Origin of the sequence: Litorisediminicola beolgyonensis (assembly GCF_042679605.1) — a bacterium.
Lineage (GTDB): Bacteria > Pseudomonadota > Alphaproteobacteria > Rhodobacterales > Rhodobacteraceae > Litorisediminicola > Litorisediminicola beolgyonensis.
The window spans coordinates 24,352-45,435 of the sequence record NZ_JBHTMU010000031.1 but is presented as its reverse complement, the minus strand read 5'-3'; the positions used below and the strand labels follow the sequence as shown (position 1 = coordinate 45,435).

At 66.3% G+C, this 21,084-nt stretch carries 20 protein-coding genes; 16 read left to right on the top strand and 4 right to left on the bottom strand.

Going from position 1 to position 21,084, the window contains the following annotated elements:
• Positions 1-2: 2 nt before the first annotated feature.
• The 15 genes from ACFQ4E_RS15410 to ACFQ4E_RS15340 all read left to right on the top strand — a co-directional run bounded on the left by ACFQ4E_RS15410 (position 3) and on the right by ACFQ4E_RS15340 (position 12,764).
• Entirely contained in the window at positions 3-398 is a 396-nt protein-coding gene (locus ACFQ4E_RS15410) for a hypothetical protein (protein WP_386805090.1), read from the top strand.
• Positions 399-405: 7 nt separating this feature from the next.
• Positions 406-1,443 (top strand): NADH-quinone oxidoreductase subunit NuoH, encoded by a 1,038-nt coding sequence (gene nuoH, locus ACFQ4E_RS15405; protein WP_386805088.1) that lies wholly within the window; start codon positions 406-408, stop codon positions 1,441-1,443.
• Positions 1,436-1,759: a hypothetical protein gene (locus tag ACFQ4E_RS15400; RefSeq protein WP_386805086.1), complete on the top strand. Its 324-nt coding sequence runs from the start codon at positions 1,436-1,438 to the stop codon at positions 1,757-1,759. Before nuoH ends, ACFQ4E_RS15400 begins: the two co-directional genes overlap by 8 nt.
• Positions 1,759-2,253, top strand: a complete 495-nt coding sequence (gene nuoI / locus ACFQ4E_RS15395; protein WP_386805084.1) for an NADH-quinone oxidoreductase subunit NuoI — start codon at positions 1,759-1,761, stop codon at positions 2,251-2,253. The genes ACFQ4E_RS15400 and nuoI overlap by 1 nt, the downstream gene beginning before the upstream one ends.
• A gap of 26 nt (positions 2,254-2,279) precedes the next feature.
• On the top strand, positions 2,280-2,696 hold the full coding sequence (locus tag ACFQ4E_RS15390) for a hypothetical protein (RefSeq protein WP_386805083.1): 417 nt from the start codon (positions 2,280-2,282) through the stop codon (positions 2,694-2,696).
• Complete coding sequence (locus ACFQ4E_RS15385; protein ID WP_386805081.1) at positions 2,693-3,100, top strand: carboxymuconolactone decarboxylase family protein; 408 nt, start codon at positions 2,693-2,695, stop codon at positions 3,098-3,100. Before ACFQ4E_RS15390 ends, ACFQ4E_RS15385 begins: the two co-directional genes overlap by 4 nt.
• Positions 3,097-3,699, top strand: a complete 603-nt coding sequence (locus ACFQ4E_RS15380) for an NADH-quinone oxidoreductase subunit J (protein ID WP_386805079.1) — start codon at positions 3,097-3,099, stop codon at positions 3,697-3,699. Before ACFQ4E_RS15385 ends, ACFQ4E_RS15380 begins: the two co-directional genes overlap by 4 nt.
• A gap of 4 nt (positions 3,700-3,703) precedes the next feature.
• A complete protein-coding gene (locus ACFQ4E_RS15375) occupies positions 3,704-3,886 on the top strand; it encodes a hypothetical protein (RefSeq protein WP_386805077.1) in 183 nt (60 codons plus the stop codon).
• A gap of 82 nt (positions 3,887-3,968) precedes the next feature.
• Positions 3,969-4,274, top strand: coding sequence for an NADH-quinone oxidoreductase subunit NuoK (gene nuoK / locus ACFQ4E_RS15370; RefSeq protein ID WP_386805076.1), 306 nt, complete (start codon positions 3,969-3,971; stop codon positions 4,272-4,274).
• A 4-nt stretch (positions 4,275-4,278) separates the two neighbouring features.
• A complete protein-coding gene (gene nuoL / locus ACFQ4E_RS15365) occupies positions 4,279-6,465 on the top strand; it encodes an NADH-quinone oxidoreductase subunit L (protein ID WP_386805074.1) in 2,187 nt (728 codons plus the stop codon).
• 5 nt (positions 6,466-6,470) lie between these two features.
• Positions 6,471-8,018, top strand: coding sequence for an NADH-quinone oxidoreductase subunit M (locus ACFQ4E_RS15360; protein ID WP_386805072.1), 1,548 nt, complete (start codon positions 6,471-6,473; stop codon positions 8,016-8,018).
• 16 nt (positions 8,019-8,034) lie between these two features.
• On the top strand, positions 8,035-9,474 hold the full coding sequence (gene nuoN, locus ACFQ4E_RS15355; protein WP_386805071.1) for an NADH-quinone oxidoreductase subunit NuoN: 1,440 nt from the start codon (positions 8,035-8,037) through the stop codon (positions 9,472-9,474).
• Positions 9,475-9,564: 90 nt separating this feature from the next.
• Positions 9,565-10,299, top strand: coding sequence for a biotin--[acetyl-CoA-carboxylase] ligase (locus tag ACFQ4E_RS15350; protein ID WP_386805069.1), 735 nt, complete (start codon positions 9,565-9,567; stop codon positions 10,297-10,299).
• A gap of 16 nt (positions 10,300-10,315) precedes the next feature.
• Positions 10,316-11,107 carry a type III pantothenate kinase gene (locus tag ACFQ4E_RS15345; protein WP_386805067.1) on the top strand — a complete coding sequence of 264 codons (792 nt, stop codon included), beginning with the start codon at positions 10,316-10,318 and terminating at the stop codon, positions 11,105-11,107.
• Positions 11,097-12,764, top strand: coding sequence for a ribonuclease J (locus ACFQ4E_RS15340; RefSeq protein WP_386805066.1), 1,668 nt, complete (start codon positions 11,097-11,099; stop codon positions 12,762-12,764). Before ACFQ4E_RS15345 ends, ACFQ4E_RS15340 begins: the two co-directional genes overlap by 11 nt.
• A gap of 97 nt (positions 12,765-12,861) precedes the next feature.
• Here the strand turns inward: ACFQ4E_RS15340 and ACFQ4E_RS15335 are convergent, their stop codons facing one another.
• From ACFQ4E_RS15335 to ACFQ4E_RS15325, 3 genes are all read right to left on the bottom strand, one after another.
• Positions 12,862-14,301, bottom strand: coding sequence for a DEAD/DEAH box helicase (locus ACFQ4E_RS15335; RefSeq protein ID WP_386805064.1), 1,440 nt, complete (start codon positions 14,299-14,301; stop codon positions 12,862-12,864).
• Between the two features lie 141 nt (positions 14,302-14,442).
• Positions 14,443-15,396, bottom strand: coding sequence for a glycosyltransferase family 2 protein (locus tag ACFQ4E_RS15330; protein WP_386805063.1), 954 nt, complete (start codon positions 15,394-15,396; stop codon positions 14,443-14,445).
• The gene (locus ACFQ4E_RS15325) at positions 15,393-17,177 is read right to left on the bottom strand and encodes a glycosyltransferase family 2 protein (protein WP_386805061.1); all 1,785 of its coding nucleotides are present in this window, start codon (positions 17,175-17,177) and stop codon (positions 15,393-15,395) included. Before ACFQ4E_RS15325 ends, ACFQ4E_RS15330 begins: the two co-directional genes overlap by 4 nt.
• A gap of 55 nt (positions 17,178-17,232) precedes the next feature.
• Between ACFQ4E_RS15325 and ACFQ4E_RS15320 the strand changes: the two genes are divergently transcribed.
• On the top strand, positions 17,233-18,693 hold the full coding sequence (locus tag ACFQ4E_RS15320; protein ID WP_386805060.1) for a GntP family permease: 1,461 nt from the start codon (positions 17,233-17,235) through the stop codon (positions 18,691-18,693).
• 153 nt (positions 18,694-18,846) lie between these two features.
• Here the strand turns inward: ACFQ4E_RS15320 and ptsP are convergent, their stop codons facing one another.
• Positions 18,847-21,084, bottom strand: a complete 2,238-nt coding sequence (ptsP, locus tag ACFQ4E_RS15315; protein ID WP_386805058.1) for a phosphoenolpyruvate--protein phosphotransferase — start codon at positions 21,082-21,084, stop codon at positions 18,847-18,849.

Below are 21,084 nucleotides of genomic sequence, written 5' to 3'. Positions count from 1 at the left end.
CGGTGGGCCATCGCTCCGCCCTTGCCGCGACCCTCGCCCTGGCGGCTTGCGCGCCGCCGGAGCCGGTGGATCGCGAAACGCTGCCCTTCGAGCCGACCTATCGCGGCATCGAGACCCGCCTTCTGGACGGCGATCTCGTCCAGTTCGGGGTCGCCATGGACGGTGCGCGTGACTCTCTCGATGTCGAACGCTATGCAGAATGTGCTGCAGCGCAGTACGCGCTCATTCGCGGCTACAGGTTTGCGAGGCATTTGCGCACAAATGTCACCGAAGAGGGTGGCCTCTGGCGCGCAGATGCGGTTTACACCATCTCGCCGGACCTGCCCCGCGGCCTGCGGACCCTAGACGCGCAGGTGGTGGCCGCGAATTGCGCGCAGAACGGAATACCGATGGTGTGAGGAGCTGATGGCCGATTTCTTTTCCACCCCCGGCGGGATCGCCCTGATCCTTCTGGCCCAAGTCCTGAGCGTCGTCGGCTTCGTGATGATCAGCCTGCTGTTCCTCGTCTACGGGGACCGCAAGATCTGGGCGGCCGTGCAGATGCGCCGTGGCCCGAACGTCGTCGGCGTCTTCGGGCTTCTGCAGACCGTGGCCGACGCGCTGAAATACGTCCTGAAGGAAGTGGTGATCCCGGCCGGCGCCGACCGCACGGTCTTCATGCTCGCGCCGATGACGAGCTTCGTGCTCGCGATGCTGGCCTGGGCGGTGATCCCCTTCAACGACACCTGGGTCCTGTCGGACATCAACGTCGCCATCCTCTTCGTCTTCGCCGTCTCCTCGCTCGAGGTCTACGGCGTGATCATGGGCGGCTGGGCGTCGAACTCGAAATATCCCTTCCTCGGAAGCCTCCGCTCGGCGGCGCAGATGATCTCCTACGAGGTCTCGCTGGGTCTGATCATCATCGGCATCATCATCTCTACGGGCTCGATGAATTTCGGCGATATCGTGCGGGCGCAGGACACCAGCTTCCACTTCTTCGGCTGGTACTGGCTGCCGCATTTCCCGATGGTCTTCCTGTTCTTCATCTCGGCCCTGGCCGAGACCAACCGCCCGCCCTTCGACCTGCCGGAAGCGGAATCGGAGCTCGTGGCGGGCTACCAGGTGGAATACAGCTCGACCCCGTTCCTTCTGTTCATGGCGGGCGAGTATATCGCGATCTTCCTGATGTGCGCGCTGACCTCGCTGCTGTTCTTCGGCGGCTGGCTGTCGCCGATCCCGTTCCTGCCGGACGGGGCGCTGTGGATGGTCGCGAAGATGGCGTTCTTCTTCTTCCTCTTCGCGATGGTCAAGGCGATCACCCCGCGCTACCGCTACGACCAGCTCATGCGGATCGGCTGGAAGGTGTTCCTGCCCTTCAGCCTCGTCTGGGTGGTCTTCGTGGCCTTCGCCGCAAAGTTCGGCTGGTTCTGGGGCATCTTCGCGCGCTGGAGCACCGGTGGCTGAGATGTCCGACCTGCGCAGCGCCATACTCGACGCCAAATACGTGGACATGATCGAGCTTGCGGATTTCATCGTCCGCGACCTCGGCCTTCCCGAGAGCGACGAGAGCGGGCGGATGCTGCCGCAACAGACCGAGCTCGCCGCGGCGGTGTTCCGCTGGGCGGCGGGCGCGGAACCCGCGCGACGCGCCGCGACGGTGCTCAAGGCAGACCCGCGCGAGGGCGAATATGACGAACACGGCGATCCGATCATGGACGCCGCAGAGGCGGAGGCGCGCGAGGCGCGTCTGCGCGAAGTGACGACGGAGGGCGACTCCTGATGGCGAATATCGACTACGGCCGCGCTGCCAAGTATTTCCTGCTGCAGGATTTCTGGGTCGGCATGAAGCTGGGACTGAAGTATTTCTTCGGCCCCAAGGCCACCGTGAACTACCCGCACGAGAAGGGGCCCCTGTCGCCCCGGTTCCGTGGCGAACACGCGCTGCGCCGCTATCCCAACGGGGAAGAGCGCTGCATCGCCTGCAAGCTCTGCGAGGCGATCTGCCCGGCGCAGGCGATCACCATCGACGCCGAGCCGCGCGAGGACGGCAGCCGCCGCACCACGCGCTACGACATCGACATGACCAAGTGCATCTATTGCGGCTTCTGCCAGGAAGCCTGCCCGGTCGATGCGATCGTCGAAGGCCCGAATTTCGAGTTCACCACCGAGACCCGCGAAGAGCTCTACTACGACAAGCAGAAGCTTCTCGAGAACGGCGAGCGCTGGGAAGCCGAGATTGCCCGCAACCTCGAACTGGACGCTCCGTATCGGTAACGCAAATGGGAACCTGGGCAGCTGGATTGACGGATAACGACACCGCGCAGGACATCCTGCTCGACGTGGCGGATGGCGGCTACGGCACGTTTGCCGCCACCGTGTCCGAGTGCCTGTCCGAGCTCGCGGCCGGCTATGACGAGGTCACGGTCGATATCTGCGCGGCGGTAACCGTTCTTTTCGCCGCGGCCCAGGGCATCGATTACGGCCCGTCCGTGCAGGACACGCTGGAGACGCGTGCGATGTTCGGCTTCGGAGCGCCGCTCTCGGAACAGATCGCGGCCAAGGCCAATGGCGACGAGATGCAAGCCCTCGCCGAGGGAATCGTCGCCTACGCGGCAGGGCCGACACTGGCGGAGCTTGGCGCGTCGGAAGCGTTCATCGCCGCCTACCGCGCGAAGGCGAGCCGACTCGAGGCGCAGGTTGGAGAGACCGCACGATGAGCAGCACCAAGACCCCCTTCGAGCTGTTCATGGAACAGGCGCAGGAAATGGCCCGCGCCTTCAATCCGGCGCTCGAAAGCTTCAATCCCAAGGGCTTCGAGAAGATGTGGCCCACCATGCCCAAGGATTTCATGGAAATGACCTTCGGCAAGGGTCTTTCCAAGGACGGGCTCGACGCGAAGACGCGGCTGCTCTTGACCTTGGCCGGTCTGACGATGCAAGGGGCGCAGGCGGACACGCAGGTGCGGATGACGGTGCGCCACGCGCTCGAAGCGGGGGCCACCCGCGACGAGATCGCCGAGACCATCGCGCAGATGTCGATGTTTGCCGGTATACCTGCCATGACGCGGGCCATGGAACTGGCACGGGAAGTCATGGAAGACGGAAAGGAACCCGAGGAATGAGCGTTTTCGCCTTCTATCTCTTCGCGCTCTCGACCATCGCGGGCGGGCTGTTCACGGTGATCAGCCGCAACCCGGTGCATTCGGTGCTCTGGCTGATCCTGACCTTCCTGAGCTCGGCGGGGCTCTTCGTCCTTCTGGGCGCCGAGTTCGTGGCGATGCTTCTGGTCATCGTCTATGTCGGCGCGGTCGCGGTGCTCTTCCTCTTCGTGGTGATGATGCTCGACGTCGATTTCGCCGAGCTCAAGGCCGAGATGGCGCGCTACATGCCGCTGGCGCTTCTGATCGCCGTGGTCATCCTGATGCAGTTCGCCATGGCCTTCGGCGCCTGGCAGAGCTCGGAGGCGGCCGAGGGTCTGGTCGCGCAGGCGACGCCCGAGGGGGTGCACAACACCAAGGCGCTGGGGCTCATCCTCTACGACCAGTATTTCCTGCTCTTCCAACTGGCGGGCCTGATCCTGCTGGTCGCGATGATCGGCGCGATCGTCCTGACGCTGCGCCATCGCGCCGACGTCAAGCGGCAGAACGTGCTGGCGCAGATGTATCGCGATCCCAAGACCGCGATGGAGCTGCGCGACGTGAAACCGGGGCAGGGGCTCTGAGGCGATGCTGGGCAACATCTTCATCGGCATCTGCTTCGTGATCGGCATCTACATCCTCTGGATGGTCTGGTCCGGCGCGAGCATCAGCAGTCTCGGTGGCGATGGCGGCGGCTCGGGCGGTGGCGGCATCGTCGAGGGCACCAAGAGTTTCGGGCGCGCGATCGGCTGCGCCTTCGGCGGCTGCTGAGCCGCCAGTGACGGCGGCGCGGGCCTGGGGCACGCGCCGGAGACGACAAAGAACCAGAGCGGGCGACCGCCGGAGGGACGAGATGATCGGGATCGAACACTATCTGACGGTGGCGGCGACGCTGTTCGTCATCGGGATTTTCGGGCTCTTCCTGAACCGCAAGAACGTCATCATCCTGCTGATGTCGATCGAGCTCATGCTCCTGGCGGTGAACATCAATTTCGTCGCCTTCTCGGCGCATCTCAACGATCTCGTGGGCCAGGTCTTCACCCTCTTCGTGCTGACCGTCGCCGCAGCCGAGGCGGCCATCGGCCTTGCGATCCTGGTCTGTTTCTTCCGCAACCGCGGCACCATCGCCGTGGAAGACGTCAACGTGATGAAAGGCTGAATTCATGGAGTCGCTCATCCTCTTCAGCCCGCTCGCGGGTGCGCTCATCGCGGGTTTCGGCTGGAAGCTCATCGGCGAGCGCGGCGCGATGTGGATCTCCACCGGCCTTCTCTTCGTCGCCTGTTTCTTCTCGTGGATCGTCTTCCTGAGCTTCGACGGCGTGACCGAGCAGATCACCATCGCCCGCTGGATCGAGAGCGGCTCGCTCTCGACCGACTGGGCGATCCGCCTCGACCGGCTGACCGCGATCATGCTGATCGTCGTGACGACCGTCTCGGCGCTCGTGCATCTCTACTCGTTCGGCTACATGGCCCATGACGAGAATTTCCGCGAAGGCGAGGTCTACCGCCCGCGCTTCTTCGCCTACCTGTCCTTCTTCACCTTCGCGATGCTGATGCTGGTGACCTCGGACAACCTCGTGCAGATGTTTTTCGGCTGGGAGGGCGTGGGCGTCGCCTCCTACCTCCTGATCGGGTTCTACTACCGCAAGCCCTCGGCCAACGCGGCCGCGATCAAGGCTTTCGTGGTGAACCGGGTTGCCGATTTCGGCTTCGCTCTCGGCATCTTCGCGCTGTTCTTCCTGACCGACTCGATCAGCTTCGACGTGATCTTCTCCGAGGCACCGCGCCTGGCCGAGACGCAGATCTGGTTCCTCTGGGAGAACGCCAACGCGGCCGAGCTGGTGGCCTTCCTCCTCTTCATCGGGGCGATGGGCAAATCGGCGCAGCTTCTGCTGCACACCTGGCTGCCGGACGCGATGGAGGGCCCGACCCCGGTGTCGGCGCTGATCCACGCCGCGACCATGGTGACCGCGGGCGTGTTCCTCGTCTGCCGCATGTCGCCGCTGATGGAGTTCGCGCCGCAGGCGACCGGCTTCATCACCTTCCTCGGCGCCATGACCGCGTTCTTCGCCGCGACCGTCGGCCTCGTGCAGACCGACATCAAGCGGGTGATCGCCTATTCGACCTGTTCGCAGCTCGGCTACATGTTCGTTGCGGCGGGTGTCGGCGTCTACTCGGCGGCGATGTTCCACCTCTTCACGCACGCCTTCTTCAAGGCGATGCTGTTCCTCGGCGCGGGCTCGGTCATCCATGCGATGCATCACGAGCAGGACATGCGGAACTACGGCGGTCTGCGCTCGAAGATCCCCTATACCTTCTGGGCGATGATGATCGGCACGCTGGCCATCACCGGTGTCGGCATCCCGCTCACCCATATCGGCTTCGCGGGCTTCCTGTCGAAAGACGCGGTGATCGAGAGCGCCTGGGCCGGGACCAATGGCGGCTTCGCCTTCTGGGCTCTGGTCATCGCCGCGCTCTTCACCAGCTTCTATTCCTGGCGGCTGATTTTCCTGACCTTCTTCGGCAAGCCTCGCGGCGACAAGCACACCCACGATCATGCGCATGAAAGCCCGATGGTTATGCTGATCCCGCTCGGCGTGCTGGCGGTCGGCTCGGTGCTGGCGGGCATGATCTGGTACAGCAGCTTCTTCGGCAGCCACGACACGGTGAACCGCTTCTTCGGCATCGGCGCCAATGGCGGACATGCCGTCGCTGCCGCCGAAGAGCATGGCGAGGCAGAAGCGCATGGCGAGGCCGCGTCGCATGACGAGCCTGCAGCCGAGGGCGACAGCCATGCGGTGGCGAGCGAGGCTGCACCGGCTGAGGCGGGCGAGGACCACGCCGCGACCGACGGCGCGGAGCACGGCTCCGAGGGCGAGGCCCATGCCTACGCTCCCGGCGACGGCGCGATCTACATGGCACCCGACAACCACGTGATGGACGACGCGCACCACGCGCCGGTCTGGGTCAAGATCTCGCCCTTCATCGCCATGCTGATCGGCTTTGCGGTGGCGTATCTCTTCTACATCGTGAACCCGGCGCTGCCGAAGAAGCTCGCCGAGAACCAGCGGCCCCTCTACCTGTTCCTCCTGAACAAGTGGTATTTTGACGAGATCTACAATTTCGTCTTCGTGCGGCCCGCCAAGGCGCTGGGGCGGTTCCTCTGGAAGCGCGGCGACGGCAACGTCATCGACGGCTCGATCAACGGCGTGGCGATGGGCGCGGTGCCCTTCCTCACGCGGCTCGCGGGCCGCGCGCAGTCCGGCTACATCTTTACCTATGCCTTCACGATGGTGATCGGGCTCGCGCTCCTGATCACCTGGATGACGCTCAGCGGCGGAGCGCAGTAAGACCCATGGACAATCTCCTCTCCATCGTCACCTTCCTGCCCGCTCTCGCGGCCCTGATCCTCGGCGTGTTCCTGCGCGGCGGCGACGCCGCGGCGGATCGCAACGCCAAGTGGCTGGCGCTGATCGCCACCTCGGCGACCTTCGTGATCTCGCTCTTCATCCTGGCGCAGTTCGACCCGGCCGATACCGGCTTCCAGATGGTCGAAGAGGGCGCTTGGCTTCTCGGCCTGACCTACAAGATGGGCGTCGACGGCATCTCGGTTCTCTTCGTGATGCTCACGACCTTCATCATGCCCCTGGTCATCGCCGCGTCCTGGGAGGTGAAGACCCGCGTCAAGGAATACATGATCGCCTTCCTGCTCCTGGAGACGCTGATGCTCGGCGTGTTCATGGCGCTGGACCTGGTGCTCTTCTACCTGTTCTTCGAAGGCGGCCTGATCCCGATGTTCCTGATCATCGGCATCTGGGGCGGGGCGAACCGCATCTATGCGTCGTTCAAGTTCTTCCTCTACACCTTCCTCGGCTCGGTCCTGATGCTGGTCGCGATGGTGGCGATGTATGCCGATGCGGGCACGACGGATATCCCGACGCTCCTGAACCACGAGTTCTCGGCAGGCAGCTTCAACCTTCTCGGCATCCACGTGGTCGGCGGTCTCCAGACCATGCTGTTCCTCGCCTTCTTCGCGAGCTTCGCGGTGAAGATGCCGATGTGGCCGGTCCACACCTGGCTGCCGGACGCCCACGTTCAGGCCCCGACCGCGGGCTCGGTCGTGCTGGCCTCGATCCTTCTGAAGATGGGCGGCTACGGCTTCCTGCGCTTCTCGCTGCCGATGTTCCCCATCGGCGCCGATGTCCTGGCGCCGCTGGTCCTCTGGATGTCGGCCATCGCCATCGTCTACACGAGCCTCGTGGCGCTGGTGCAGGAGGACATGAAGAAGCTCATCGCCTATTCGTCGGTCGCCCATATGGGCTACGTGACCATGGGCATCTTCGCCGCCAACCAGCAGGGCATCGACGGCGCGATCTTCCAGATGCTGAGCCACGGCTTCATCTCCGGCGCGCTCTTCCTCTGCGTCGGCGTGATCTATGACCGGATGCACACTCGCGAGATCGACGCCTATGGCGGTCTCGTGAACCGCATGCCGGCCTACGCGATGATCTTCATGCTCTTCACCATGGCCAATGTCGGCCTGCCCGGCACCAGCGGGTTCATCGGCGAGTTCCTGACGCTCATGGGCGTGTTCCAGGTCAACACCTGGGTGGCGCTGGTCGCGACCTCGGGCGTGATCCTGTCGGCGGCCTACGCGCTCTGGCTCTACCGCCGGGTCGTCATGGGCGACCTGATCAAGGAGAGCCTGCGCTCCATCACCGACATGAGCCGCCGCGAGAAGGCGATCTTCGCCCCGCTCGTCATCATGACCATCTGGATGGGCGTCTACCCCGCGCCGATCCTCGACCGCATCGGCCCCTCGGTCGAGGCGCTGGTCGAACAGGTCGATACCGCCATTGCCCGCGCGCCCGCCGAGAACGCGGTCGCCGCCGAAAGCCATTGAGGACCGAGGACGCGACATGATCCAGACCGACCTCTCCGTCATCCTGCCCGAAATCGTGCTGTCGCTCTTTGCGATGGGCGCGCTTGTCGGCGCGGTCTACACCCAGAAGGACCGGCTCGCCCCGGCGCTCGTGTGGCTGACCGCCGGTCTCTTCGTTGCGCTCGGTCTCTGGATCGGCACGACCGGAACCGGCACTCGCGAGGCCTTCGGCGGCATGTTCGTCGACGACGCCTTCGCGCGCTTCTCCAAGGTAACGATCCTGCTCTCCGCCGCCGCGGTGCTCCTGATGTCCGAGGGCTACATGGCCCGCCGCGACCTCCTGCGCTTCGAATATCCGCTTCTGGTGACGCTTTCGGTCGTCGGCATGATGATGATGGTGTCCGCGGGCGATCTGATGGCGCTCTACATGGGGCTCGAGCTGCAGTCGCTGGCGCTTTACGTCGTGGCCTCGCTGCGGCGCGACAGCGTGAAGTCGACCGAGGCGGGCCTGAAATACTTCGTCCTCGGCGCGCTGTCGTCGGGCCTGCTTCTTTACGGCGCGTCGCTGGTCTACGGCTTCGCGGGCACCACGCTCTTCACCGGCGTGATCGAGGCGGCGTCGCAGGATCCCTCGCTCGGTCTGCTCTTCGGCCTTGTCTTCCTGTCGGCGGGTCTCGCCTTCAAGGTCTCGGCGGTGCCCTTCCACATGTGGACGCCCGACGTCTACGAAGGCGCGCCGACGCCGATCACCGCGTTCTTCGCGACCGCGCCCAAGGTGGCGGCGATGGGCCTCTTCGCCCGCGTCATGGTCGGCGCGTTCGGGTCGGTCACCGCGGATTGGCAGCAGATCCTCGCGTTCCTCTCGGTCCTGTCGATGTTCCTCGGCGCCGTCGCCGCGATCGGTCAGACCAATATCAAGCGCCTGATGGCCTATTCCTCGATCGCCCATATGGGCTATGCACTCATGGGCCTCGCGGCCGGAACCGAGCTCGGCGTGCAGGCGATGCTGATCTACATGGCGATCTACGTGACCATGAACGTCGGCACCTTCGCCTTCATCCTGTCGATGCAGCATGACGGCCAGCCGGTCACGGATATCGCCTCGCTCAACATGTATTCCAAGGTCGAGCCAGGCAGGGCGCTGGCGATGCTGGTCTTGCTCTTCAGCCTTGCGGGCGTGCCGCCGCTCGTCGGCTTCTTCGGCAAGCTCTACGTGCTGCGCGCCGCCTACGAGGCCGGGCTCGCCTGGCTTGCGGTCGCGGGCGTGGTGGCGAGCGTCATCGGCGCCTTCTACTACCTGCGCATCGTCTACTACATGTATTTCGGCGAAGAGACCGACCGCGGCCTCGACAAGGGTGGCTCGGCGGTGCTCTGGGCGTTCCTCGTGGTGCCGGCGATCCTGATGGTGGCGGGGGTGGTGAACCTCTTCGGCATCGAGGGCGCCGCGGCGGCAGCGGCGGCGACGCTTGTCCAGTAAACCGGTCGCACATCCGGATCGAGACGCGGGCCTCAGGCCCGCGTCGCCATTTCTGGGCAGCCCTTTCGAGGCGGTCCAAGGCCGCTCGGCATGAGCTGGCCCGCGGCATATGGGCGGGTGATGCTCGCCGAGACCGACAGCACGATGGACGAGGCGCGCCGCCAGTCGGCCCACCGCGCCGCGCCCTTCTGGGTCTTCGCCGAACGTCAGACCGCCGCGCGCGGTCGCAGGGGCCGGGCTTGGGCGCATCCCGAGGGCAATTTCTCGGCCACGCTCGTTCTGCGCCCCGAGGGCGGCCCGGCACAGGCGGCCCTGCGCTCCTTCGTCGCCGCTCTGGCGCTGTACGACGCCTTCGTCGCCCTGACAGGACGCCCCGAGCCCTTCGCGCTGAAATGGCCCAACGACGTCCTTCTGAACGGCGGCAAGGTGGCGGGCATCCTGCTAGAGGGCGGAGGCGACGGGGTCGTGGCCATCGGCATCGGCGTGAACCTGATCGCCGCGCCGGATCGCGACAGCGTGGAGCCGGGGGCGGTGCCGCCGGTGTCGCTCCTCTCCGAGACCGGAGCCGCCGTCACGCCCGAGCAATGCCTCGACGCGCTGGCCGACGCCTATGCGGCGCGAGAAGCGAGCTTTGCGGCCTACGGCTTCGGCCCGACGCGAGAGGCCTGGCTGGCCCGCGCCGCCCGTCTCGGCCAGCCCGTCAACGCCCGCACCGGGCGCTCCGAGACCACCGGCACCTTCGAGACGGTGGACGCGCAGGGCCAACTTGTTCTAAAGACCTCTGCCGGTCGGGTCGCGATCCCGGCGGCTGACGTTCATTTCTGATCGGGGGAGGGCGGAGATGCTGCTCGCCATTGATTGCGGCAACACCAACACGGTCTTCTCGATCTGGGACGGCACCGAGTTCCTCGCCACCTGGCGCACCGCGACCGATCACCTGCGCACCGCCGACCAGTATTATGTCTGGCTCTCGACGCTGATGAACCTGCAGGGGATCGAGGCGCAGATCACCGACATGATCGTCTCATCGACCGTGCCGCGCGTGGTCTTCAACCTGCGCGTCCTCGCGGATCGCTACTTCAACACGCGGCCGCTGGTGGTCGGCAAACCCGATTGCGCGCTGCCCATCGACGTGCGCGTCGACGCCGGGACGCAGGTCGGCCCGGACCGGCTGGTGAACACCGTCGCGGGCTATGACCTCTTCGGCGGCGACCTGATCGTCGTCGATTTCGGCACCGCCACCACCTTCGACGTGGTCGCACCGGATGGCGCCTACGAGGGCGGCGTGATCGCGCCCGGCGTGAACCTCAGCCTGCAGGCGCTGCACGAGGCTGCGGCGGCCTTGCCGCATGTCGACATCTCCCGCCCGCAGAGCGTCGTCGGCACCAACACTGTCGCCTGCATGCAGTCGGGCATCTTCTGGGGCTATGTCGGCGTGGTCCGCGAGATCTGCGCGCGCATCCGCGCCGAGCGCGACCGCCCCATGAAAGTGGTCGCCACCGGCGGGCTTGCGCCGTTGTTCCAGCAGGCCGACGATCTATTTGACGCATTCAAGGACGAGCTGACGATGCACGGGCTGACCGTGATCCATCGGCACAATCAAACTGACGACAGGACATTGAATGAGCGGTGAACGCATCATCTACCTGCCCCTCGGCGGGGCCGGTGAAATTGGTATGAATTGCTATGTCTACGGGTACGGCAAGCCGGGCGAGGAGCGGCTGATCGTCGTCGATCTCGGCGTGACCTTCCCCGACATGGACGGATCGCCCGGCGTCGATCTGATCTTCCCCGACATCGCCTGGCTCAAGGAGCGGCGCGAAAGGATCGAGGGCATCTTCATCACCCATGCCCACGAGGACCATATCGGCGCCGTCGCGCATTACTACGAGGCGCTCGGCGCGCCGGTTCACGCCCGCGCCTTCACCGCCAATATCGCGCGGCGCAAGATGGAGGAATTCGGCCATCCCGAAAACGCCGTGACCACGGCCTCGGCCTGGCCCGAAACCGTATCGGCGGGCCCCTTCAAGGTCGGCTTCCTGCCGATCTCGCACTCCATTCCCGAAAGCTCGGCGCTCGTCATCGACACGCCCGAGGGGCGGCTGGTCCATTCGGGCGATTTCAAGCTCGACCACGATCCGGTCGTCGGCGAGCCCTTCGACCGCGATCTCTGGGACAGCGTCGCGAAAGAGGGCGTCAAGGCACTGGTCTGCGATTCGACCAACGTCTTCTCGGTCCACGAGGGACGCTCGGAGGCCACGGTCGGCCCGGAGATCGAGAAGCTGGTCGCGGCCCAGAAGGGCATCGTCTGCGCGACCACCTTCGCCTCGAACGTGGCGCGCCTGAAGACGCTCGCGGAGGCTGGCAACCGGGCCGGGCGCTCGGTGGTGCTTCTTGGGCGCGCGATGCGGCGGATGGTCGAGGCGGCGGTCGAGACCGGCGTCCTGACCGACTTCCCCAAGACCGTCCCGGTCGAGGAGGCCTCGAACATCCCGCGCGAAAACCTGATGCTGATCGTGACCGGCAGCCAGGGCGAACGGCGCGCCGCTTCGGCGCAGCTCGCCCGCGGCAAGCATTTCGGCATCGAACTGGGCGAAGGCGATCTGTTCCTCTTCTCGTCCAAGACCATCCCCGGCAACGAGCGCGGCGTGATCCGCATCATCAACCAGCTCTCGGAACTGGGCGTCGACGTGGTGGATGACAGCTCGGGTCGGTATCACGTCTCGGGCCATGCCAACCGTCCCGATCTCGAGGCGATGCACGATCTCGTCGGCCCGCAGATCGTGATTCCGATGCATGGCGAGCACCGCCACCTCCGCGAACATGTGGCGCTCGCCAAGGGCCGCGGACGGCAGGCGGTTCTGGCGGTGAACGGCACCATGGTGTCGCTCTCCGGGAACAAGCCCGAGGTGGTCGACTATGTCGAGACCGGGCGCACCTATCTCGACGGCTCGGTGCAGATCGGCGCGCTGGACGGCGTCGTGCGCGACCGCATCCGCATGGCGCTCAACGGCCACGTTCTGGTGACGCTGATCGTCGACGAGGAGAACGAGGCCCTCGGCGATCCCTGGTGCGAGACAATGGGCCTGCCCGAAACCGGACGTTCGCGCCAGTCCCTGGTCGAAGTTCTGGAAGAGGAGCTGGCCGAGGTCATCGGGCGCGCGGGCAAGAAGACCATGCGCGACGACGCGGCCCTCGAAGAAGCGCTCCGCCGCGCGACGCGGAATGCCGCGCAGAACGAGATCGGCAAGAAGCCGGAAGTCACCGTGGTGATCTCGCGCCTGAGCTGAGGACGCGTCTGGTCCCGTTCCCCAAATGAAAAAGGTCGGCGCCTGGGCGCCGACCTTTTTTGATGTGAGGCTGTAAGGCCCGGTCGAGACCGGCAGGTCACCCGGCGCGGCGATCCTCGAAGCTCATGGCGATGAAGCTCGGCATATGGTCGCCCATGCCGACAACATTGTCGCGCTTGCCGCCGCGATCGCGGTCGCGGGAGTCGCGGGACTTGTCGCGCGGCTTGGACGGTTCCTCGGATTTGACTGGCTCGGCGGCGGGCTTCGGAGCCTCGGGCGCCTTGTTCTCCTGCTTCTGGGGCTGGTCGGGCTTTTTCGAGCGCGACCGCGAGCGCGAGGATTTCTTCGGCGCCTCTTCCTGCGTCTCCGCCTCGGGCGCGGCTTCCTGCTGGATCGGGTTCTCCGCGAGCGGAATTTCCTTCTGGATCAGGTGCTCGACATCCTCGAGGTTCTTCTCGTCGCGGGTGTTGCAGAGCGTCACCGCCTTGCCTTCGCGGCCCGCGCGCCCGGTCCGACCGATCCGGTGGACGTAATCCTCGGCATGGCCGGGGACGTCGAAATTGATGACATGGCTGACCGACGGCACGTCGAGACCGCGGGCGGCCACGTCGGAGGCCACGAGGATCTTCAACTCGCCATTGCGGAAACCATCGAGCGTCCGCGTGCGCTGCGACTGGTCCAGATCGCCATGGATCGGTGCGGCGTCATAGCCGTATTTCTTGAGCGATTTCGCGACGATATCCACGTCCACCTTGCGGTTGCAGAAGATGATCGCGTTGGTCAGCCGCTCACCCTCGCCGTCGATCACGGCGCGCAGCACGGCGCGTTTTTCGCTGTCGGCGCGGTCGCGGCGGGTGGCCTTGATCATCACCACCGACTGCTCGATCGTTTCCGACGCGGTCGCCTGGCGCGCCACCTCGATCCGGGCCGGGTTGGAGAGGAAGGTGTTGGTGATCCGCTCGATCTCGGCCGCCATGGTGGCCGAGAAGAACAGCGTCTGGCGGGTGAAGGGCGTCAGCCCGAAGATGCGTTCGATATCGGGGATGAAGCCCATGTCGAGCATCCGGTCGGCCTCGTCCACGACCATGACCTTGACGTCCGACAGGATCAGCTTGCCGCGCTCGAAATGGTCGAGAAGGCGGCCAGGGGTCGCGATCAGGACATCGACGCCCTTGTCGATCAGGGCTTCCTGCTCCTTGAAGCTGACGCCGCCGATCAGGAGCGCCTTGGTCAGCTTCACATGCTTGGCATAGGTGTCGAAGTTCTCGGCCACCTGAGCTGCCAGTTCCCGCGTCGGGCAGAGCACGAGGCTCCGCGGCATCCGCGCCCGGGCCCGTCCGCGGGCGAGCATGGTGATCATCGGAAGGGTGAAGCTGGCGGTCTTGCCCGTACCCGTCTGGGCGATGCCCAGAACGTCGCGCCCTTCGAGCGCATGCGGGATCGCGCCCGCCTGGATTGGGGTCGGCGTCTCGTAGCCGGCTTCGTCGATAGCTTTCAGCACTTTCGGGCTGAGATTCAGGTCAGCAAATTTGGTCATGTGTATCCGTTGATTACGGACACATCATGGCCCGTACGTCTGCGTCTGAATGCGGGTAAATCCGCGTCAACGGCGAGAGCAGCCTCGCGCGCGTGCTGCGTTGTAGCGAAAACCGCGCCCGCGGTCAATCTGCCCTTCTTTTCAGAGGCTTTGTGCAAGATGCGGCAAATGCGCCGCGACAAACGGGTCCGGATCGAAGGGCAGGCGGCGCAAAAGCCCCTCGCGCTCGAGCGCCCGGGTCAGGTCCGGGGTCGCGGTGGCGACCTCGTCGAAGAAGGTTCGGAGCGCGTCCTCGCCGCCCTCGGCCTCGATCGCGCGGAAGAGATCGAAGAGCGACAGCGCGCCCTCTTGCCGGACCTGCGGCTTGAGCTCAGACCGGTAGGAGCCCTTACTCATCCGGTAGCGGAAGGCGGCGAGGAAATGCTCCGGGTCGGCAGCATGGAAATGCGCCAGCGTGGTCTCTGGCAGTGCCACTTCGCCCGGGTTCTGCTGGCCGTCGAGGATGACGTTGTGGATCTTCACCTGCTGGCCCTTGGTGCCGGGGCGGAAGAAGAGTTTGCCCGCCACATGGCTCAGAAACCCGCCCGAGAGGTGCTGCGCCCAAGGTCCGAAGACCCGGGTCGCGGCCTCCCGCCGGGCGGTCTGGGCCAGGTGAAACGCCTTGAAGCTGCGCGTGCCGGGCCGGTCGCCCGCGCCGGGCGCCAGCGCCTCGATGGGCCGGACGCGCGCGCAGAGCGCAGTGTCGGGCAGCGCGGCCAGTTGCCCGGCCACCGGCGTCTCGGCGATCAGGAACTCGTCGACGTCGATATGCGCCAGCCAGTCGAGCCCGCGCACCGTGTTGTTGGCGTGCCGCGCATTCGCCGCCTGCCGGTTCTGGTGCATTTCGGGGCGTCCCTTGCGCTTCTCCCACCAGGCCGCGTCGGTGTGGCGCGCGGTGATCGCGGGATGGGCGTTCAGCCCGTCGAGCGCCTCGGGATCGTCCTCGTCGAGATAGAGATGCAGGGCCGAGGCCCCGGCCTCGAGATGCCAGGCGGCGAAGCGGGCGATCTCGGGAAGCGGGGCCTTGATGGTCGAGACGACGCCCCAGCGCGTCATGCGGCGAGCCCGCCGAAGACCCGCGCCACCGCGCCGTCGAGATCGAGCGGACGCTCGATCAGCATGCCGAAACTCGCAAGCCGCTCGCGCAGCTCGGCCGTGTCGCTGCAGACCTCGTCGAAGAAGAGCCGCAGACCGTCCTCGCCCTCTTCCTCGTCGAGGAAGGCCAGAAGATCGGCGAGGCCCATCTTCTCGGGATCGCTGTCGCGCTTCCGATAGGAGCCGCGGGCGCGGCGGAAGGCGAAGTGATCGCGGAACGTCTCCCATGACGGGGCGTGCAGATGGGCAAGCTTCAGCCCGTCGAGCTTGGTGCCGTTGGTCACGACCTCGGGCCCGGATTTCAACGCATGGATGCCGAGGCGGACCGGACCGAGACCGGTGCGCGCGAAGATCTTTCCCGAGGTATGGCTGAGATAGCCGCCGTAGAGATGCAGCCCGAAGGTCGGGTAGATCTCCTGCACCACGCTCTTGCGCTGTCCGGCCTCGCGATGCGTCGTCTTGAAATGACGCATCGGATGGCCCGGCGCGGGCGCGAGCAGTTCGACGGGCATCACCCGGCCCCAGGCAAGCGTCGGCGGCAGCGCCATCAGCACATCGGCGACGGGACGGTCGGGCAGCAGGAACTCGTCGAGATCGATATGGCCGAGGAAATCCACCGTGCTTTCCTGCGCGGCGAGACTGCGGGTCGCGAGCCAGGCTTGCCGCAGCTGGTGCTCCTCCATCCGCTCCTTGCCCTGCGCCTGCCACCAGCCGGTATCGGTGACCGTCACCCGCACCCGCGGATCGCGCGCCAGCATCGCCTCAGCCTCGGGGTTCGGCTCGTCGAGATGCAGATCCAGAACCGCCGCGCCCAGTTCCAGATGATGCGCGGCGAAGCGCGCGATGGCCGGTGCGGGCCCGCGCAGCATGGACACGAGACCCCAGCGCAGCACCCGCGCCGAGGCCGGAACCCGCGCGGCGGGGACCGGCACGATCATCTCGCGCTTGGGAGGCTTTTCGGTGCTTGTGCCGGTCGCCTCGATCTCCTGCTTGGCACGGCGTTCGCGGCGGGTCTTCATCACCGCGAGGCGGCGGAACACCGTTCGCGGATCGTGGATCAGAAGGTCGAGCAGCCGGTGGGCGAGGGGCGCGACAACGGAATCGCCCTCGGCCTCCTGCCAGAGACGGCCCAGCATGTTCACGTCGAGACCGCCGCCGACCAGCGAATAGGGGTCCATCTCCAGCGCCAGCTGGCCGCGGGTCTTGTTGTCGAGCGGAAAGACCTTTTCGGGCGGACGGCCCGAGAACAGCCGCTCGGTCTCGTAAAGCTTCATCGTCCCGAAGAGCGTCGAGAGCGCCAGCCCGACAGAGCGCTGCACCGGCGTCATCCCGTGATCGCCGAAGGTGGTGATCGCCGAGACGAGCCAGCGCGAATCGAGCCCCTCGAGCAGCGTGTCGGCCTCTTCTGCCCAGAGCCTCTGGAAGAGGGCAGGGGCGTGGTCCGGAAAGCTGCGTTTTCTCAGATGCGCCACCACCAGTCCGTGCAGGAAGCCCAGCTCCGCCCCGCCGGTAAATTCGCGCCTGAGCTCGAACCGCTTCCGGTGATAGGCCGAGCGGAAGGGCGGCGCCTCATCGGGATCGTCGGCGGGCTCGGACACGATGCAGCCCCTGAGTGCGGCGAGATCGGTATCCAGGGGCGCCAGTGCCTCGCCCGGGCCATAGGTGATCGGATCGCGCCGCCCCTCCATCTGGGCCAGCACGGCAGAGATTCCCCCGGGATAGGTCGGACGCGTCTCGCTCATGCGCGAAGTCTGACCGAGGCTCCGGGCGCGGACAAGGCACGCGCGAGGAGTTTCGGTGGCAAGAGCCTCCGCGCGGAACGATCCCGCGTCGCGTGTGTTCGGCTCGAAACACCTCAACGAGAAAGGGACAGGTTTGGGCCTTCTGGGAATACTGCTTTCGCTCGGGCTTCTGATGTATCTCGCCTATCGCGGGATCACGGTGCTCGTCCTCGCGCCGCTCCTGGCGCTTCTGGCAACGCTCTTCGCCGGGCAGGGCCGCCTTCTGGCGACCTATACCGAGGTGTTCATGCCCGCTTTGGGCAACTACCTCCTGACCTTCTTCCCGCTGTTCCTCCTGGGCGCGATCTTCGGCAAGCTCATGGCCGATAGCGGCTCGGCGCGCACCATCGCCGAGTGGTTCACCGACAAGATCGGCGGCAGCCAGGCGATCGCGGCGGTGGTGCTTTCCTGCGGGGTGCTGACCTATGGCGGCGTGTCGCTCTTCGTCGTGGCCTTTGCCGTCTATCCCATTGCGAACGCGCTCTTTCACCGCTCCTCGACGCCGAAGCGGTTGATCCCGGCGGCCCTGGCGCTCGGCTCCTTCACCTTCACCATGACCGCCTTCCCGGGCACGCCCGCGATCCAGAACGCGATCCCCGCGCCCTATTTCGGCACGACGCCCTTCGCCGCGCCGGTGCTCGGCACCATCGCCGGTCTGATCATGATGGTCGGCGGCATTCTCTGGCTCAACATGCGCCGCGCCCGGGCCGAGGCGCGGGGCGAGGGCTACGGCGATCACGAGCGGACCGATGCCGATGCCGAGCCGCCCGCCTCGGGGTTGCCGGGGATGGCCGTCGCGGTCCTGCCGGTCGTCGCGGTGATCTCGATCAACGCGCTCTGCACCTATGTGGTGTTCCCGGCCTTCGACTATTCCTATCTCGGGACCGACGAATACGGCGACACGACCATCGACGACGTGCGCGGCATCTGGTCGATCATCGTCGCCATGGTGGCGGCGATCGTCCTCTGTATCGCGCTCAACCTCAAACGCCTCGAACATCTGATGGAGAGCGTGAACAAGGGCACGATGGGCTCGCTCCTGCCGGTCTTCAACACTGCCTCCGAGGTCGGCTACGGCGCGGTCATCGCATCGCTCCCTGCCTTCGCGGTGGTGCGCGACGCGGTGCTCGGCGTCTCCTCCAATCCGCTGGTCTCGGTCGCGGTCGCCACCAACGTGCTTGCAGGCATCACCGGCTCGGCCTCGGGCGGCATGTCCATCGCGCTCGAAACCCTGGGCGAGCGCTTCCGGGAGATGGCGGAACAGTCCGATATCAGCCTCGAGCTCATGCACCGGGTGACGGCGCTGGCCTCGGGTGGTCTCGACGCGCTCCCGCACAATGGCGCGGTCATCACGCTCCTCGCGATCACCGGGCTGACCCACAAGCAGAGCTATTCCGACATCTTCGTCGTCGCCGTCGCGATCCCGCTCCTGGCCACGGTCGCGGTGATCGCGCTCGGCTCCGTCATCGTGCTCTGAGACCCGCCAAGCCCGCCATCGGCGCGTCCCACCTCTGGCAGGGGCGCGCCGCAAGAGGGCCTCATCTGTCTATAAATATTCCCGGGGAGCGCGAGGGGCGGGCCCCTCGCTCCCGAACGCGCCGCCAAGCCCGACCGCTCGAGGCCCAGGCCGTCACTCGACGCTGCGCAGATACTCCATCACCGCCGCGCGCACGGATTGCTCGCCGCGATGCCGCGCGTCGCAGATCACCTTGCGCACCTCGTCGAGCCGGGTCCGCATCAGGAGATGCTTGACCGGCCCGATCGACGCCGGACGCATCGAGAGCGCCCTGAGCCCGATGGCGGCGAAACAGAGCGCCTCGATCGGGCGGCCCGCATCCTCGCCGCAGAAGGAGAGCGGCGTATCGGTTTCCTGGCAGCGCTCGACCACCCGCTCCACGAAGCTCAGGAACGAGGTGTTGAGCGTGTCGTAGCGCCGCCGCACCCGCTCGTTCTCGCGGTCGGCGGCGAAGAAGAACTGTTTCAGGTCGTTGCCGCCGATCGAGACGAAATCGACCTCTTGGAAGAAGCGCTTGGGCGCATAGGCGAGGCTCGGCGTCTCGAGCATCGCGCCGATCTCGACCGTTTCCGGCAGGGCGTGGCCGAGCCGCGCTTCGCGGCTGACCGCCTTGTCCATCTCCGCGCGCGCCGCGCGGTATTCCTCGAGCTGGGCGATGAAGGGGAACATGATCGACAGGGGCCGCCCGTTGGCGGCGCGCAGAAGCGCCTGGAGCTGCATCCTCAGCACGCCCGGCTTGTCGAGACCGACCCGGATCGCCCGCCAGCCGAGCGCGGGGTTCGGCTCGTCATTGGGCTTCATGTAAGGCAGCACCTTGTCCGAGCCGATATCGAGCGTCCGGAACACAACGCGCTTGCCATGCGCCGCATCGAGCACGCGCGCATAGATCGCCGCCAGCTCGTTCCGGCGCGGCATCTGGTTGCGCACGAGGAACTGCAACTCGGTGCGGAAGAGGCCCACACCCTCGGCGCCGGAACTGTCGAGCGAGGGCAGGTCGGCCATCAGACCAGCATTCATCGTCAGGACCACGCGGGTGCCGCAGGCGGTGACGCAGGTGGTGTCGCGGATCGAGGCGTAGCGCTCCAGCGCCTTGGCCTGCATCGCCATCTTGTCGCGGAAGGCGCTGACGACCGTGTCGTCGGGGCGCAGATGCACGATGCCCTGATCGCCGTCGACCATGATGTGATCGCCGTTGAGCGCCTCGGTCGTGATCCGCCCGGCATGAATCACCAGCGGGATCGCCAGCGCGCGGGCGACGATGGCGGCGTGGCTTCCGACCGAGCCTTCCTCGAGCACGATGCCCTTGAGCGACCGACCGTAATCCAGAAGCTCGCCCGGCCCGATATTGCGCGCGATCAGCACCGGATCGGGCGGCATCTCGGCGCCGGTCTCCGACCCCTGTCCGGTCAGGATTCGCAACAGCCGGTTGGAGAGATCGTCGAGATCCTGGAGCCGTTCGCGCAAATAGGGATCCGTCGCTTCGCCGAGACGGGCGCGGGCCTTGGACTGCTCCTTCTCGACCGCGGATTCCGCGGAAAGACCGCGGGCGATGTCCTCGTCCATGCGCCGGAGCCAGCCCTTGGAGTTAGCGAACATCCGGTAGGCTTCGAGCACCGCGACCTGCTCGGGATCCTCGGCCCCGGCGAGCAGGTCGTCGACCGAGATCCTGAGCTCGTCGACCGCGGCGTGCAGCCGCGCCAGTTCCTTGTCGGGATCGTCCGCGACGAGGTTGGTGACGACGACGCGGGGCTCGTGCAGCCAGACATGGCCCTCGGCCGTGCCCTCCTGGCCCTGCGTGCCGCGCAGGAGAACCGGCTGGGTATGGCGCGCCTTGAGCGCCGCGCCTTCACCCACGAAGGCGCCAAGCTCGGCCATCTCGGCCAGGACCATCGCCACCACCTCGAGCGCGTAGCATTCGTCCGCGGTGAACTCGCGCGCGGTCTTGGACTGCACGACCAGGACGCCGAGCTTCTCGCCCAGCCGCTGGATCGGCACGCCGAGAAAGCTCGAGTAAATCTCTTCGCCGGTCTCGGGCATGTAGCGGAAGCCGCGCGCGGAAGGGGCGTCGGCGGTATTGACCGTTTGCCCGGTGCGCGCCACGCGGCCGACGAGACCTTCGCCGAGTTTCATCCGGGTCTGGTGCACGGCCTCGGCCTTCAGGCCCTCGGTGGCGCAGAGCTCCAGCGTCTCGTCATCCCGGAAAAGGTAGATCGAGCAGACCTCGGTCCCCATCGAGTCGGCGGTAAGATGGGTGATCTTGTCGAGACGCTCCTGTCCCGCCGCCTCTTCCGCCATGGTGTCGCGGAGGCGTCCGAGAAGTTTCCGGCTTTCGCTTTCGCTGCGGTCGGGCAT

What these genes read in the sequence shown, in the direction of transcription:
- nuoH (WP_386805088.1), top strand. Translation starts at nt 406, where the DNA reads ATGGCCGATTTCTTTTCCACCCCCGGCGGGATCGCCCTGATCCTTCTG.
- nuoI (WP_386805084.1), top strand. Translation starts at nt 1,759, where the DNA reads ATGGCGAATATCGACTACGGCCGCGCTGCCAAGTATTTCCTGCTGCAG.
- ACFQ4E_RS15385 (WP_386805081.1), top strand. Translation starts at nt 2,693, where the DNA reads ATGAGCAGCACCAAGACCCCCTTCGAGCTGTTCATGGAACAGGCGCAG.
- ACFQ4E_RS15380 (WP_386805079.1), top strand. Translation starts at nt 3,097, where the DNA reads ATGAGCGTTTTCGCCTTCTATCTCTTCGCGCTCTCGACCATCGCGGGC.
- ACFQ4E_RS15375 (WP_386805077.1), top strand. Translation starts at nt 3,704, where the DNA reads ATGCTGGGCAACATCTTCATCGGCATCTGCTTCGTGATCGGCATCTAC.
- nuoK (WP_386805076.1), top strand. Translation starts at nt 3,969, where the DNA reads ATGATCGGGATCGAACACTATCTGACGGTGGCGGCGACGCTGTTCGTC.
- nuoL (WP_386805074.1), top strand. Translation starts at nt 4,279, where the DNA reads ATGGAGTCGCTCATCCTCTTCAGCCCGCTCGCGGGTGCGCTCATCGCG.
- ACFQ4E_RS15360 (WP_386805072.1), top strand. Translation starts at nt 6,471, where the DNA reads ATGGACAATCTCCTCTCCATCGTCACCTTCCTGCCCGCTCTCGCGGCC.
- nuoN (WP_386805071.1), top strand. Translation starts at nt 8,035, where the DNA reads ATGATCCAGACCGACCTCTCCGTCATCCTGCCCGAAATCGTGCTGTCG.
- ACFQ4E_RS15350 (WP_386805069.1), top strand. Translation starts at nt 9,565, where the DNA reads ATGAGCTGGCCCGCGGCATATGGGCGGGTGATGCTCGCCGAGACCGAC.
- ACFQ4E_RS15345 (WP_386805067.1), top strand. Translation starts at nt 10,316, where the DNA reads ATGCTGCTCGCCATTGATTGCGGCAACACCAACACGGTCTTCTCGATC.
- ACFQ4E_RS15340 (WP_386805066.1), top strand. Translation starts at nt 11,097, where the DNA reads ATGAGCGGTGAACGCATCATCTACCTGCCCCTCGGCGGGGCCGGTGAA.
- ACFQ4E_RS15335 (WP_386805064.1), bottom strand. Translation starts at nt 14,301, where the DNA reads ATGACCAAATTTGCTGACCTGAATCTCAGCCCGAAAGTGCTGAAAGCT.
- ACFQ4E_RS15330 (WP_386805063.1), bottom strand. Translation starts at nt 15,396, where the DNA reads ATGACGCGCTGGGGCGTCGTCTCGACCATCAAGGCCCCGCTTCCCGAG.
- ACFQ4E_RS15325 (WP_386805061.1), bottom strand. Translation starts at nt 17,177, where the DNA reads ATGAGCGAGACGCGTCCGACCTATCCCGGGGGAATCTCTGCCGTGCTG.
- ptsP (WP_386805058.1), bottom strand. Translation starts at nt 21,084, where the DNA reads ATGCCCGACCGCAGCGAAAGCGAAAGCCGGAAACTTCTCGGACGCCTC.